Source organism: Janthinobacterium sp. C22, assembly GCF_057919405.1.
This window is the reverse complement of the sequence record NZ_CP193659.1, coordinates 1,709,872-1,725,147: the sequence shown is the minus strand read 5'-3', so window position 1 is coordinate 1,725,147 and position 15,276 is coordinate 1,709,872. Positions and strand designations below refer to the sequence as shown.

Below are 15,276 nucleotides of genomic sequence, written 5' to 3'. Positions count from 1 at the left end.
TACACCGTCAATGGAACAAAAAGACAAGTCCTGGGTCACTTCGGTGGACGTCGCCAAACGGGCCGGCGTCTCGCGCTCCGCCGTCTCGCGCACATTCACGCCCGGCGCCAGCGTGGCGCCCGAAACGCGGGCCCGCGTGATGGAAGCGGCGCAGTCGCTGGGCTACCAGGTCAACATCCTGGCGCGCAGCATGAACCAGGGCCAGAGCAACCTGGTGGGCGTCGTCATCACGGGCTTCACGGACCCGTTCCGCGTGGCCCTGCTGGGCGAAGTCACGCGCAGCCTGAGCGAACATGCGCTGGTGCCGCTGCTGATGAATGCCGAAGATCCCGAACGCCTCAGCGAATTGCTGCGCATCCTCCTCAGCTACAAGATTTCCGGCGTCATCATGACGTCCGGCTCGCCGCCGTCCGCCGTGGCGACGGAATACCTGCAGCGGCAAGTGCCCGTGGCCATGATCAACCGCGCGCGCGACCTGAAAGGCGTGGACGTGGTCAACAGCGACAACCGCCATGGCGGCGAACTGGCGGCCAGCACCCTGCTCGACAGCGGCGCCAAACGGCTGGCCTTCGTCAATACGCGCGCCAGCAGTTTCAGCGGCATCGCGCGCGGCAAGGCCTTCCTCGACCACCTGGCGCCGGCCGTGGCGAAAAAGCGCTGCACGGCCGGCGAATACCTGGCCGACGCCATCGGCTACCAGGCGGGCCAGGAAGCGGCCGACGCCCTGCTCGCCTCGGGCAAGCTGCCCGACGGCGTCTTTTGCGCCACCGACCTGATCGCCTGCGGCTTCATCGACGCGGCGCGCAGCAAGTACGGTATCGACGTGCCGGCGCAATTGCAAGTGATCGGCTTCGACGACATTCCCATGGCGGCGCTCGACGCCTACCAGCTGACCACCATCCGCCAGGATGCGGGCGAACTGGCGCGCCGCGCCGTCAAGAGCCTGGTCGAGCGCATGGAAAAATTTGCCATGCCGGGCCGCCTGAAGGAAGTCCCCGTCACCCTGGTGCGGCGCGGCACGACGCGCTAAGCGATCCAATACGGCAGATGGCGCAACGCCGTCTGCCCGCCCCCACCGCCCCGCAGCGCGCGCCGTTCCCCGTTTCCCACACTTTTTCATCCCCCGCCTGTACTTGTTGACATCGAAAAAAATCCGGGTTACTGTTTGCACACGTGTACTGCACACGTGTGCAATTTCTTCAAAAAGCCTGTTCTGGCCACACCACTAAAAAAAACGCCCCGTCCACGGAGGCGTATCAAGGAGACCGTTATGTTGAACCACGTTCTAAGAATCGCCCTGTTCGGCGCCGGGGCCATCGGCCTGGCGGCCTGCACCACCCCGCCGGCATGCAGCACAATACGGCTGCCAGTGCCGCCGCCGATCCGAAGCTGGCGAAGATCGGCCAGATCGTCGTCGTGTACATGGAAAACCGCAGCTTCGACCACCTGTTCGGCACCTTCCCCGGCGCCGACGGCATCGCCAATGGCCGCTCGCCGGACACCACCACGCAGACCGGTCCCGACGGCAAGCCGTATGCGATGCTGCCCGCCGTGGCGCTCGACAAGGGCGGCCTGGACCAGCGCTTCAAGGGCGAGATCGCCAACGCGCCCTTCCGCATGGAGCCGAGCGTGTCGCTGGGCGACAAGACGGCCAGTCCCGTGCACGCGTTCTGGACGCACAAGCGCCAGATCAACGACGGCAAGAACGACCGCTTCGTCGTCGAGGGCAATACGGGCGCCCTGCCGATGGGCTATTTCGACGGCAGCAAGCTCAAACTGTGGGCCCTGGCGCAGCGCTACACCCTGGCCGACCGCTTCTTCCAGTCCGCCTATGGTGGTTCCTTCCTTAACCACATGTGGCTGACCTGCGCCTGCACGCCCGTATTCCCGAACGCGCCCAAGTCCATCGTCGCCCAGGATGAGCGCGGCACAGGCCACAAGAAGGGCGAGGAAGCGGAAGTGACGCAGGACGGCTACGCCGTCAACACCATGCAGGGCCCGCTGCTGTTCGACCCGACCAAGAAGCAGACGTTCCTGCCGCCGCAAACCATGCCCACCATCGGCGACCGCCTGACGGACAAGGGTATCTCGTGGGTCTATTATGCGGACGGTTACGACATCGCCGTCGCCTCGACCAAGTCGGGCAAGAAGGCCGACGATTTCTCGTATCACCACCAGCCGTTCACCTACTTCAAGCGCTTCATCGACAGCGCGCAACAGCGCGCCACGCACCTGAAGGACCGCTCCGACATGCTCGCCGACGTCCAGGCGGGCAAGCTGCCGCCCGTCTCGTTCTACAAACCCATGGGCAAGAAGAACATGCATCCGGGGATGGATAAATCGAGCGTGGCGGCCGGCGATGACGAGGGCGTGGCCATCATCAGCGCCATCATGGAAGGGCCGCAATGGAAGGACACCGTCATCATCGTCACCACCGATGAAAACGGCGGATTCTGGGACCACGTGGCGCCGCCCAAAGGCGACCGCTTCGGCCCGGCCACGCGCATCCCTGCCCTCGTCATCTCGCCGTTCAGCGAAGGCGGGCATATCGACCATACCGAATATGAAACCGTGTCGATCCTGAAGTTCATCGAGGAGCGCCATGGGCTGGCGCCATTGAGCGAGCGCGATGCGCGCGCCAACAGCCTGGCCAAGGCCCTCAAGCTCTAAATTCCACCATCCTGCCTGTCTGCCCTGGGTGCGCCGTCCTGCGCGGCGCGCCCGGGCAACTCACATCCAAAGGAAACGCCATGCTGCACGCACGCCATCTTCCCCTGTCCCTCCTGATGCTCTCCCTGGCCGCCTGTGGCGGCGGCGAGACAACGCCGCCGGTAACGCCACCTGTCACGCCGCCGGTGACGCCGCCGCCCGCCACCTACTACCAGACCAAGACGCCGTACACGCCGCAGCAGGACGCGGCCACGTATGAAGCGGCGCCGGCCGGCTACGCGCCCGTGTTCACCGAACTGGTGGCGCGCCACGGCTCGCGCGGCCTGTCGAGCATGAAGTACGACGCCGCCTTCTACAACGTCTGGCAAAGGGCCGCCGCCGACGATGCGCTCACGCCGCTGGGGCAAAAGCTGGGCGCCGACATCCTGAAACTGATGAAGGCCAACGCGCTGCTCGGCTACGGCGTGGACGGCATCACGGCGCCCGGCTACGGCAACCTGTCGCAGACCGGCATCAATGAGCACAAGCAGCTGGCCGTGCGCATGCTGGCGCGCCTGCCCGCCCTGTTCACGCAACTGGGCGCGAGCGCCGCCAGCGCACCGCGCCAGATCATCACCGTCAGTTCCGGCGTGGACCGCGCCAAGGACAGCGCCGCGTATTTTGCGCAGTCGCTGGCCGCCACGGCACCAAACGTCGCGCCGCTGATTACCCTGCCGCCCGCACCGGCCGGCTACCCGGCCGGCAAGCCCGTGGCGCAGCCGAATGGCACCAACCGCTTCCTGCTGTATGCGCACAAGCTGGTGCCGAAGACGGACCTGGTCACCGATGCCCTCGACCGCTACTACCAGACATACCAGGACAGCCAGGCTTACCAGGCCTACCTGGAAAGCCCGGCTTTCCTGGCCAAGTACTCGGCCATCGACACGGATGCCACGGCGCGCACCCTGGGGCGCGAAGTGCTGGAACGCCTGTTCACCAAGGCCTTCGTCGACAAGATCGACAACGGCACCTACCGCTTCGCCAACACGGGCACCTACAGTTTCACCAGCGACGACGGCAAATTCACCAACACCGTCACCGGCGACGGCGGCACCACCATCAAGGGACTGGCCGACGCCGCATCGGTGCTGTACAACCTGTACGCCATCATGGCCGGCATGACGAACGAGGTCAAAGCCGACTTCGTGCAGTACATGCCGTCGGACGCGGCCAAGTACCAGGCCTTCGTGCAGGATTACCAGGATTTCTACAACAAGGGTCCCGGCACCACGGAAAGCGCCGGCGTCACCTGGAACTACGTGCGCGCGCTGCGCGAGGACTTCTTCACGGAAGTGGACGCCATCGCGCGCGGCGACCTGTCGCACGGCGCCAAGCTGCGCTTCACGCACGCGGAAGCCATCATCCCGCTGGCCACGGCCATGGGCCTGAAGACCGTCGTCGGCGCGCTGCCGGCGGCGCAGACCTACAGCTATGACAACAGCAGCTGGCGCGGCCTGTACGTGGCGCCGATGGCGGCCAACATGCAGTGGGACGTGTACCGCGACGCCAGCGGCAATGTGCTGGTAAAAATGCTGTACAACGAAAAGGAAACCGACTTCCAGGCCGCCTGCGATGGCGCCCGCTATGCGGCCGGCAGCCATTTCTATGTGTATGCAAAGCTGAAGACCTGCTACGGCCACGTGGCGCAGTAAGCGGGAAGCGTGGGCGGGCCGGCTCCCAGCCGTGCCCGCCTGTTTGGCGTTTGATGCTAGGCTTGCGCCCAGGAACTCATCATGTCACGGACCCCCATGCCTCCATCGCTTCCCCTGGCCAGCATCCCGCTGGCCCTGGCCCTCGCCATGTGCGCCGGTCCCACGCTGGCCGCCGAAGGCCATTACCAGACCAAGACGCCGTATGCGCCGCAGCAGGACCCGGCCACCTATGCCACGCCGCCGGCCGGCTTCCGGCCCATCTTCACGCAACTGGCGGCGCGCCACGGTTCGCGCGGGCTCACCAGCATGAAGAACGACGCGGCCCTGTATGCGATGTGGCAGCAGGCCGCCGCGCAGGATGCGCTCACGCCCCTGGGCCGCGAACTCGGTCCCGACATCCTGGCCCTGATGAAGGCCAATGCCTTGCTCGGTTATGGCGTGGCCGGCATCGAGCGGCCCGGCTACGGCAACCTGTCGCAGACGGGTATCGACGAGCATCGGCAGCTTGCCGTGCGCATGTTGGCGCGCCTGCCCACCCTGTTCGCGCAGGTGGGCCAGGACGCGGCGACGGCGCCGCGCCAGCTCGTCACCATCCATTCGGGCGTGGACCGCGCGCGCGACAGTTCGCGCTTCTTCACGCAGTCGCTGCTGGAGCACGCGCCAGCGCTGACGCCCCTGTTGTACCTGCCGCCCGCGCCGGCGCCGTATCCGCAGGGACGCAAGCCCAGGGTGCAGCCGATATTGCAGCCCGATGGGGTCAACCGCTTCCTGCTGTACGCGCACAAGCTGGCGCCGCAGACGGACCGCGTCACCGATCCGGCCAACCCGTATTACGCCACCTATGCCGCCAGCCAGGCCTACCAGTATTATGAAAGAACCAAGCAGCTGGATGCGCTGATGGGCACTCCGGCCAGGCTGCCTGCGGCGGCCGCACATGCGCGCCACGTGCTCGAACGGCTGTTTTCTCCCGCCTTCCTCGACCAGTTTGAAGGCGGCCGCGCCAGCTATGCGGACACGGGCAGCTACACCTTCACCAGCGACGACGGCAAGCTCACGCGCACCATGACGGGCAGCGGCAAGACCGTCATCCGCAGCCTGAATGCGGCCGCGACAAAACTGTATGAGCTGTATGCGATCGCCGCCGGCATGCGGCATGAAGTGCCGGCCGATTTCAGCCGCTACATGCCCGCCGAGGACGCGCGCTACTACGCCTATATCGCCGACCACGAGGATTTTTACCAGAAGGGACCGGCCACCACGGAAAGCGGCGGCGTGACGTGGCGCTTTGCGCTGGCCTTGCGCGACGATTTTTTCAATGAGGTCGATGCGCTGGCCAGGGGAGATGTGCGCCACGCGGCCAAGCTGCGCTTCACGCACGCCGAGATGATCATTCCGCTCGCGTCGGCCATGGGCTTGCAGCAGGCGCTGGCCCCCTTGCCGGCATCGGTCAGCTACAGTTATGAAAACAATCCATGGCGCGGACAGAGCGTCTCGCCGCTGGCGGCCAATATGCAATGGGATGTGTACCGCAACGACGCAGGGCAGCTCATCGTGCGCCTGCTGTACAACGAAAAGGAAACGGACTTCCAGGCCGCTTGCGACGGCGCCCGCATCGCGCCGGGCAGCGTCTTTTACGACTATGTGAAACTGAAAACCTGCTACGGACACGTGGCGGCGCGCTGACGCGCTGATACTGCGCGCCGCCAGCGCGCTTTACTTCAAGGTCGGCATGGCAAACTCGGCCCCGGCCGCCGTCGAGGCCGGCCAGCGCTGCGTCACCGCCTTCTGCTTCGTGTAGAAACGCACCGATTCCGGGCCGTGCGCATGGTGGTCGCCGAACAGGCTGCGCTTCCAGCCGCCGAAGCTGTGGAAGGCCATCGGCACGGGGATCGGCACATTGACGCCGACCATGCCCACCTGCACCCGGTGCGTGTATTCGCGCGCCGTGTTGCCGTCGCGCGTGTAGATGGCCGTGCCGTTGCCGTATTCATGCGCATTGACCAGGTCCAGCGCGGTGGCAAAATCGGGCACGCGCACGATGCACAGCACGGGGCCGAAGATTTCTTCCTTATAGATCGTCATCTCGGGCGTGACGTGGTCGAACAGGCTGCCGCCGAGGAAAAAGCCGCGCTCATGGCCGGGCAGGACGAAGCCGCGCCCATCGGCCACCAGCTTGGCGCCCTCTTCCACACCTTGCGCGATATAGCCGGCGATCTTGTCCTTGTGCACCTGCGTCACTACGGGACCCATCTCGGCCGACAGGTCCATGCCCTGCGTGATCTTTAACGCCGCGATACGCGGCACCAGCGCTTCCACCAATTGATCCGCCACATTGCCGACCGCCACGACGACGGAAATGGCCATGCAGCGCTCGCCAGCCGAGCCGAAGGCCGCGCCCATCAGGGCATCGACCGTCTGCGGGATATCCGCGTCGGGCATGACGACCATGTGATTCTTCGCGCCACCGAGCGCCTGCACGCGCTTGCCCTGCGCGCAGCCCGTCGCATAGATATATTCGGCAATCGGCGTGGAACCGACGAAGCTGACGGCGCGCACGTCCGGGTGGTGCAGCAAGCCGTCGACGGCTTCCTTGTCGCCCTGCACCACATTGAAGACGCCGTCGGGCAAGCCCGCGTCCGTCAGCAGCTGGGCCAGCAGCAGGCTGGCCGACGGGTCGCGTTCCGACGGTTTTAATACAAACGTATTGCCGCAGGCAATGGCCATCGGGAACATCCACATCGGCACCATCACGGGAAAGTTGAACGGCGTGATGCCGACACAGACGCCCAGTGCCTGGCGGATCGACCAGGCATCGATGCCGCCGGCCACCTGCTCCGAATACTCTCCCTTCATCATCTGCGGGATGCCGCAGGCAAACTCCACCACTTCGATGCCGCGCGTCACTTCCCCTTTCGCATCCGTGAAGACTTTGCCGTGCTCGGCCGTGATCAGGGCCGCCAGCTGGTCGGAATGTTCTTCCAGCAACTCCTTGAACTTGAACATGACGCGGGCGCGGCGCAGCGGCGAGGTTTGCGACCAGGCGGGAAACGCTGCATGGGCGGCGGCCACGGCCGCGTTCAGTTCGGCAGGGGTGGCCAGCGCCACCTTGGCCGTCACGGCGCCCGTGGCGGGGTTGAACACGTCGCTCGTGCGCTCCGAGCGCGAAGCCATCGGGTTGCCACCAATAAAGTGGCCGATCTGTTGCGTTGTCATCTTGAATCCTTGTTATTTGGTAGGCATCAGCCAGTCATGGGCCGGGTCGTTTTTAAAATGCCACACGCGTTTCGGGCCGGCCATCACGTTCAGGTAATAGCCGTCATAGCCATACGGCACGGTGACGGGGTGGTAGCCGCGCGGCACCATCACCACGTCGTGGTTTTCCACGGCCATGGCTTCGTCGATGGAGCGGTCATCCGTGTAGACCCGTTGATACGCAAAACCCTGCTCCGGGTTCAGCCGGTGGTAATAGGTTTCTTCCAGCGAACTTTCGGTTGGAATATTGTCGCTGTCGTGCTTGTGCGGCGGATAGCTCGACGAGTGGCCGGACGGCGTGACGACTTCCACCACCAGCAAGCCGTCCGCTGCTTCCGTCTGCGGCAGGATGTCGCACACATAACGCGTGTTGGCGCCCTGGCCGCGCACGGAGCGCGTCATGCTGGCCGGTTCGATCAGGCGCGCCGGGCGCTTAGTCGTGGCCGGGGCGCTGCACAGGGCCACCTCGGCGGCGCTCACGGCCGTGATACGCACCGTGGTTTCCAGCGGCACATACACGGCGTAGGGCGAGACGTCCTCGAAGACGCTGGCGCGCTTGCCGATCGCTTCCCAGGTCTGCTCGCCCGCCCGCACCGTGACCGTGCCCGTCAGCACGACGAGGCACAGTTCGCGGCGGCCAGTCTCCAGCGTCAAGACCTCGCCGGCCGCCAGGCGGTGGGCAGCAAAGCCCACGTGCGTCCAGCCGGCCGACGCCGGTGTCACCTCGACGATGGTGGAACCGGACTTTGCTTTGACCAGCAGCGGGCTCATGCCGCCTCCCGGCCCAGTCGGGGGATCGCGTCAACCAGGCGCGCCAGGTAATCGTGGCCCATCTTCGCGTATGCGTAGCTGGGCGCGACGGCCGGGTCCTGCTCCGCCTCCACCACCAGCCAGCCCTCGTAGCCGTGCAGATACAAGCGCGTCAGGATGGCCGGGAAGTCGATGCTGCCGTCGCCCGGCACGCTGAAGGCGCCATTGATCACCGCCTGCAAAAAACTCCAGTGGCCGTTGCGGGCCAGTTTCACCACATTCGGGCGCACGTCCTTGCAATGCACGTGGCAAATCCTGTCGATATGTTTATTTAACACCGCCAAGGCATCGCCGCCGGCGAAGGTGATGTGACCCGTGTCGAACAGCAAGCCGACCTCGGGACCCGTCAAGGCCATCAGTTGGTCCACGTCGGCCGGCGTTTCCACGTAGGCGCCCATGTGGTGGTGATAGGCCAGGCGCACGCCGTGCGCCAGCAGGTGGGCGGCAAACGCCGTCAGTTTGTCGGCGTAGTCCTGCCATTGCTGCTGCGACTGGAAGCGAGGGCGTTTATACAAGGGACGCGCTTCGCCCTGGATGGCGTCGGCCACTTCGCCATACACCATGACGGTGGCGCCGCTGTCGGCAAGCAAGCGCAAATGCGATGCGACGGAGGCGATCTCTTCTTCCACAGACCGATGGGCCAGGCGGCCCGAATACCAGCCGGAAACGCACGCCAGGCCATATTTGCCCAGCACGGCGTTCAGGGACGGGGCATCTTTCGGAAACTTGTTGCCCAGTTCAAAACCCACATAGCCGATCTCGGCGCCTTCCTTCAGGGCCGTTTCCAGGGGCGTTTCGCCGCCCAGGCTCGGTAAATCGTCGTTCATCCACGAGATCGGGTTGATGCCGATACGTACATTCCAGGTAGTCATTTTCAATTCCTTTGTTTCAGGCGATCGTTTTCATAACGGGCACGGGCAAGCTGCACGCCGGGCTGGGTGGAGACCTCGGGCACGGCCACTTCCCACCAGCAGCCGCCCTCCTGCGTCGTGCGCGTGTCGTCCGTGTCGATACAGATCAAATACGTGCGCGCAGCGGCACGGGCGCGCAGCATGGCCTGTTCCAGTTCGGCAATCGAGCCCACATGTTCGGACAGCGCGCCCAGGGATTGCGCATGCAGGGCGAAGTCGATGCGGGGGGCGCTGTCGGGCAACATATTGTTGAACGAGGCATTGCCGCAGGCCTGCTGCAGGCGGTTGATGCAGCCATAGCCCCGGTTGTCGAGCACGACGATGATGAGCTTTTTGTCGAGCATCACGGAGGTGGCGATTTCCGAATTCATCATCAGATAGCTGCCGTCGCCCACCATGACGATGACTTCCGAGTCAGGCTTGGCCATCTTGACGCCGAGGCCGCCGGCGATTTCATAGCCCATGCACGAATAGCCGTATTCCATGTGGTAGCCGCCCGGCGTGCTTGTCCGCCACAGCTTGTGCAGCTCGGCCGGCAGAGTCCCTGCCGCGCAGACGACGATGTCGCGGGTGGTGGAGTCAAGTGAAGAGCGCTGCACGGCGCCGATGACTTCGCCGTCGTACGGTAAGCCGGCCACTTCCCGCTTGCCGGTGATCGCCAGCAAGGTGGCGCGCCAGGCATGCGCTTCCTGCTGCGCCCGCTCCTGCCACTGGCCCGCGCTGTGCCAGCCATCCAGCCGCCGCGACAGTCCCTGCAAGCCAAGCGTCGCGTCCGCCTGTACACCCAGGCCCCGGCGTTTCAGCGCATCAAAGCTGTTGACGTTCAGGCTGAGCAGTTGCGCCTGCGCAAACAGGGAGTTCGATCCTGTCGTGAAATCCTGCAGGCGCGTGCCGACGGCCAGCACCACGTCCGCGTCCGCCGCCAGCGCATTCGCGGCGGGCGAACCGGTGACGCCGATGGCGCCCAGCTGCAAGGGGTGGTCCCAGGGCAAGCTGCTCTTGCCGGCCTGGGTTTCCGCCACGGGAATGCCGTGCCGTTCGGCAAACGTCCGCAGGGCGGCGCCGGCCTGGCCGTACAGCACGCCGCCGCCGGCGACGATCAGCGGCTGCTTCGCGTTTTTCAGCAATTCCGCCGCCTCTTCCAGTTCCTGCTCGACGGGCGGCACGGCGCGGAAACGCACGGTCCTCGGCGCAAAGAATGCTTCCGGGTAGTCATACGCCATCGTCTGCACGTCTTGCGGCAACGATAAGGTCACGGGACCGCAGGCGGCCGGGTCCGTCAAGGCGGCGATCGCCCGTGGCAAGGCCGTCAGCAATTGCTCCGGATAGACGATGCGGTCGAAATAACGCGATAAAGGTTTGAACGCATCATTGACGGAAACGCTGCCATCCGTACCGTCTTCCAACTGCTGCAATACGGGGTCCGGCGCGCGCGAGACGAACACGTCGCCGGGCAGCAAGAGCACGGGCAAGCGGTTCACGTGCGCCAGCGCGGCGGCCGTCAGCAGGTTGGTGGCGCCGGGACCGATGGAGCTGGTCACCGCCATCATGCGCCGGCGCATGTGGGCTTTCGCATAGGCGATGGCCGCGTGCGCCATCGCCTGTTCATTGTGGGCGCGGAAAGTGGGGAACACATCCTGGTACTGGTACAGCGCCTCACCCAGGCCGGCGACGTTGCCGTGGCCAAAGATGGCGAAGGCGCCGCCGAACAGGGGTTCGCCGTCCTCGGTGCGCAAGGCAGCCAGGTAGCGCACCAAGGCCTGCGCCATGGTCAATCGGATCGTGGCGCTCATGCGGCACGCTCCAGGCGGTTGCGCGTGCGCTGCCACAGACCAATCAGCTGCTCGAAATTGGCGCGCACTGCGGCGATCAGGCCCGCATCGTCGAGTTCTCCGGCCAGCCAGCGGCGGCTCGGTTCCTGGAAGATGGTGCGGCCCACCATGAAGCCCCTGCACGTGCTGCTGGCACTGGCCTGCTCGAAACTGGCGGCCAGGGCGGCGATGGGCGCGTTCAAGCCCAGTAATACCACGCCACGGCAATACGGATCGCGTTCATGCACGAGGGCATCGATGGCTTGCCATTGCTGGGCCGACATGCTTTCCAGCTTCCACCATTCCGGGTAAATGCCCAGGTTGTACAGGCGCTTGACGGCGCGATACACGGTATCGTCGTGCTGGGGCAAGGACTTGGCAGGAATAATTTCCAGCAGCAATTCATGGCCCGTGATTTGCGCGGCGTCGTACAAGCCCTTGATTTGCGCTTCCTGTTCCAGCCGGTTTTCCGGCGTATCGTCGGGATGCAGCTGCACCAGGCACTTGATCACGTGTTCCTTCGGCCACTGCGTCAAGCGCGATGCCAGCGAACGGCCCCAGTCGAATTGCAAGGGATTCGAGCCCGGCATCTCGACGGGACGGCCTATCCACCAGCCGCGCCCCGTCGCATCGTTGAGCGCATCGACGCCATAGCGGTCATCGATCAGCACGCCCGTGCCGCCCTGCAAGCCGCGCGCCGCTTCCGTCTGGCCCACGGCTTGCACGAACAGTTGCTTGAGCTGTGAAATCCGCGCTTCATCGCTCACGCCCTGCTGGGCCAGCTCAAAGAATTGCGTGCGGTGATCGAACGCAAATACGCACAGTTCATTCCACTGTTTGCGCGCCACCGTCGTGCGATGCAGGCGCGACAAGGTGGCGTCCTGGTCCGGCTGCGTCAGTTTGGCCGCATTGGCGAGGAAATAGTCGAGCTCGACGGGCGACGGCATGGCCGGTGCGCAGCCGTGGCGCGACACGACCAGGGCGCCGCAGCCGTTCGCATAGCGGCAGCACGCCTCGTAATCCTCGCCGCGCAGCCAGCCTTTCAGGAAACCGGAAAGAAAAGCGTCGCCCGCGCCGAGCACGTTCAAGACTTCCACGCGCACGCCGCGGTAGTTATACGCGTCATCCAAACTGGCGGGCACCACGTTGTCGATGATGGCGCTGCCCAGCGGCCCGCGCTTGACGACGAGGGTGGCCAGGGTGGCGGCCCGCACGGCGCGCAGGGACGCCATGATGTCGGCGCCGCCGCCGGCGATCATGAATTCCTCTTCCGTGCCGACGATCAGGTCGAACTGCGGCAGGATGGCCTGCAAGTGGCGGGTCACGCCTTCGTTCGAGACGAAACGCGTTTCGCCGTCCGCCTTGCCGGACAAGCCCCACAGCACGGGCCGGTAATCGATATCGAGCACGGTGCGCACGTTGTTCGCGCGGGCCAGCTGCAATGCCTGCGTGCTGACGGCGTGCATGGCGCTGGTCGAGAAATGCGTGCCGGTGATCAACAGAGCCTTGCTGGGAGCGATAAAGGCGGCGTCGACGCTGGACGCTTCGATGGCCATGTCGGCGCAATTTTCACGGTAAAAAATCAGCGGGAAGGTGTGCTTGTCCTTGATGCCGAGCATCACCAGGGCCGTGAGCCGGTCGCGGTCGATGCCCACATGGCTGACGTCGCAGCCCTCCTGCGCCAAGGTCTCCGTCAAGAAACGGCCCATGTGGTCGTCACCCACCTTCGACAGCATGGCCGACTTCAAGCCCAGCCGGGCCGTGCCGAAGGCGATATTCGCCGACGAGCCGCCCAGGTATTTGGCGAAACTGGTCGCGTCTTCCAGGGTGCTGCCGATCTGCTGCGCGTACAGGTCCACCGCCAGGCGGCCCAGGCAGATCACGTCGAGCGCGCGGCCCTGGGCAAATTCAGTCGTATTCTTCATGGCATTGTTTCCTTATGACAGTTGCACGATGCGCTGCTCGCGCCATGACACGGTGGCCGCTTCGGCCAGTTCCAGGGCTTTCAAACCATCGTGGACGGTGGTGCGCAGCGCTGCGCCATGGGCAAAGGCGTCGAAAAAGTGCGCCATTTCGCTGGCGTAGGCGGCGCGGTAGCGTTCCAGGAAAAAGTCTTCCGGCTTGTCCACGCTGACGTTCACGGCGCCATAGGCCGTCACTTCCGTCGGCTTGTGGTTGCCCGCCTGCAGCATGCCGGCGCTGCCCAGCACTTCGAAACGCTGGTCGTAGCCGTAGGCGGCGCGGCGCGTCGTGTTGATCTGGCACAAACGTCCCTTCGCCGTGCGGAGGGTGACGGCCGTGCAGTCGAGATCGCCCGCCGCGCCGATGGCCGGATCGACGAGGCAGCTGCCCGTGGCGTGCACGCTGACGGCTTCATCATCGAGTATCCAGCGGAAGATGTCGAAATCGTGGATCAGCATATCCTTGAAGATGCCGCCCGACACCTGGATGTAGCTGACGGGCGGCGGGCCCGGATCGCGGCTGGTGACGATGAGCATCTCCGGCGTGCCGATCTCGCCCGCTGCGATGCGCTGCTTGACGGCGCCAAACGTGGGATCGTAGCGGCGCTGGAAGCCGATCATGCACAGCACTTTTGCCTCCTTGACGGCGGCGGCGGCGCGCGCGCGCTCCAGGGTCAGGTCGACGGGCTTTTCGCAAAAGATGGCCTTGCCGGCGGCGGCCGCCCGCACGATCAGGTCCGCATGCGTATCCGTGCTCGACGCGATCAGCACGGCCTTGACTTCCGGGTCGGCCAGAACGGCCTCCACGCTGGCGACGCTGGCGCCATGCAGGGCCGCCACTTCCGCCGCCGCGCCCGCATGCACGTCGACCACGTATTTCAGGCGCACGCCGGGCTGGCGTACCAGATTGCCGGCGTGAATGCGGCCGATGCGCCCGGCGCCGAACAATGCCACTTGAATCATTTCCATCTCCTTGATAGTCGGTATCGCTTGGCCCGAAAATGCACACGTGTGCAAATCCGGGCTAAAAAAGTTAAAACAGGTGGATGACGCCCAGCATTACACCGCTGAGCTTGGCACCCTTCTTGGTGGCGGCGAAGGCATTGCCGCCAAACGTGTAGTTGGCGTTCTTGTCGTTATTCGTTTGCGTGTAATAGGCATACACGGTACTGCGCTTGGACAAGTAATACTCGTAGCCCAAGGTCGCCTGCTTGGCGCCGCTGTCGTCGCCGCGCACCAGGGTGGTGGCCTTGATGGTCACGCTGCTGCCGTTGGGCGCGCTGCCCGACACGTCGCCTGCCACGCCGAAACGGCCGATGAAGGCACCGCCGCCCGCCTTGTAGGCGCCCGTGATGGTGAAGTAGTCGCGCTGCAAGTCGCCGCCCGCCACGTCATACACCATGCGGTTCCAGGCCACGCCCACGTCGCCGCCGCCGAAGTTGTAATTGCCCACGGCGCGGTACATCTTTTCGCTGAAGCCGGGACGCAAGTCCTTGTGCTTTTCATAGCCGACGGCGCCCTTGACAGGGCCGTTCACGTATTGCACGATGCCCGAATAGATGCGGTCGCCGTTCGATGCCTCGTTTTCGCTGGCGCGGTAAATCGTGGCGCTGAATCCCTGCACCACGGGCGTGCGATAGCTGACGGCGTTCGCACTGCGGCGGTTGAAGCCTTCGCCGCCCAGCTGCGAAATGTTGGCGTCATCCTGGATGCCTTCGCCCACGAAACGGTTGGTGTAGCCGTTGATCTGGCGGATCGGCGTGGCGAAGCGGCCCAGCGCGATGCGGCCATAGGCGGGGTTTTCCAGCCCGACAAAGGTATCCTTGCTATTGATGGCGCCCGTGCCATCGTCGAGCTTGGCATTGCCTTCGATCTGGAAGAAGGCCGTGTTGCCATTGCCCAAGTCTTCACGTCCACGGAAACCGATCTTCGAGGAATTGTCCGATACGCGCGACACCGACTCGCCGTTCGGCGCCGTGGCCGAGCTCGACGTTTCGATGCGGTCGAAGCCCGCGTGGATGCGGCCGTACACGACGACGCTCGATTCGGCCAGCACGCAGCCTGGTGCGACCAGCAACAATACGGCGGCGATCTTGTTCAACTGCATGGTGTTCATCCCGTTTTTCATTTTGTCTCCTGCTTGTTTTTATGGTGGTGGATTACTCATGAT

General features: G+C 64.8%; 11 protein-coding genes. 4 read left to right on the top strand and 7 right to left on the bottom strand.

Features of this window, described 5'->3' with window-relative positions:
- The first annotated feature begins 10 nt into the window (after positions 1–10).
- The 4 genes from ACRHIG_RS07915 (at position 11) to ACRHIG_RS07900 (ending at position 6,044) form a co-directional block, all read left to right on the top strand.
- Positions 11–1,030, top strand: coding sequence for a LacI family DNA-binding transcriptional regulator (locus tag ACRHIG_RS07915; RefSeq protein ID WP_070310452.1), 1,020 nt, complete (start codon positions 11–13; stop codon positions 1,028–1,030).
- A 317-nt stretch (positions 1,031–1,347) separates the two neighbouring features.
- Positions 1,348–2,670, top strand: coding sequence for an acid phosphatase (gene acpA / locus ACRHIG_RS07910; protein ID WP_489629843.1), 1,323 nt, complete (start codon positions 1,348–1,350; stop codon positions 2,668–2,670).
- 80 nt (positions 2,671–2,750) lie between these two features.
- On the top strand, positions 2,751–4,361 hold the full coding sequence (locus tag ACRHIG_RS07905; RefSeq protein WP_489629842.1) for a histidine-type phosphatase: 1,611 nt from the start codon (positions 2,751–2,753) through the stop codon (positions 4,359–4,361).
- 96 nt (positions 4,362–4,457) lie between these two features.
- Positions 4,458–6,044: a histidine-type phosphatase gene (locus ACRHIG_RS07900; RefSeq protein ID WP_489629841.1), complete on the top strand. Its 1,587-nt coding sequence runs from the start codon at positions 4,458–4,460 to the stop codon at positions 6,042–6,044.
- A gap of 30 nt (positions 6,045–6,074) precedes the next feature.
- Here ACRHIG_RS07900 and ACRHIG_RS07895 read toward each other — a convergent pair whose 3' ends face one another.
- The 7 genes from ACRHIG_RS07895 to ACRHIG_RS07865 form a co-directional block, all read right to left on the bottom strand.
- Complete coding sequence (locus tag ACRHIG_RS07895) at positions 6,075–7,574, bottom strand: CoA-acylating methylmalonate-semialdehyde dehydrogenase (RefSeq protein ID WP_489629840.1); 1,500 nt, start codon at positions 7,572–7,574, stop codon at positions 6,075–6,077.
- Between the two features lie 12 nt (positions 7,575–7,586).
- The gene (iolB, locus tag ACRHIG_RS07890; RefSeq protein WP_489627920.1) at positions 7,587–8,384 is read right to left on the bottom strand and encodes a 5-deoxy-glucuronate isomerase; all 798 of its coding nucleotides are present in this window, start codon (positions 8,382–8,384) and stop codon (positions 7,587–7,589) included.
- Complete coding sequence (gene iolE, locus ACRHIG_RS07885; RefSeq protein WP_489627921.1) at positions 8,381–9,295, bottom strand: myo-inosose-2 dehydratase; 915 nt, start codon at positions 9,293–9,295, stop codon at positions 8,381–8,383. The genes iolB and iolE overlap by 4 nt, the downstream gene beginning before the upstream one ends.
- A 2-nt stretch (positions 9,296–9,297) precedes the next feature.
- On the bottom strand, positions 9,298–11,127 hold the full coding sequence (gene iolD, locus ACRHIG_RS07880) for a 3D-(3,5/4)-trihydroxycyclohexane-1,2-dione acylhydrolase (decyclizing) (protein WP_489629839.1): 1,830 nt from the start codon (positions 11,125–11,127) through the stop codon (positions 9,298–9,300).
- The gene (locus ACRHIG_RS07875; RefSeq protein ID WP_489629838.1) at positions 11,124–13,070 is read right to left on the bottom strand and encodes a bifunctional 5-dehydro-2-deoxygluconokinase/5-dehydro-2-deoxyphosphogluconate aldolase; all 1,947 of its coding nucleotides are present in this window, start codon (positions 13,068–13,070) and stop codon (positions 11,124–11,126) included. Before ACRHIG_RS07875 ends, iolD begins: the two co-directional genes overlap by 4 nt.
- 12 nt (positions 13,071–13,082) lie before the next feature.
- Positions 13,083–14,069 (bottom strand): inositol 2-dehydrogenase, encoded by a 987-nt coding sequence (iolG, locus tag ACRHIG_RS07870; RefSeq protein WP_489629837.1) that lies wholly within the window; start codon positions 14,067–14,069, stop codon positions 13,083–13,085.
- 70 nt (positions 14,070–14,139) lie between these two features.
- The gene (locus ACRHIG_RS07865) at positions 14,140–15,234 is read right to left on the bottom strand and encodes a porin (protein WP_489629836.1); all 1,095 of its coding nucleotides are present in this window, start codon (positions 15,232–15,234) and stop codon (positions 14,140–14,142) included.
- Positions 15,235–15,276: the final 42 nt, after the last annotated feature.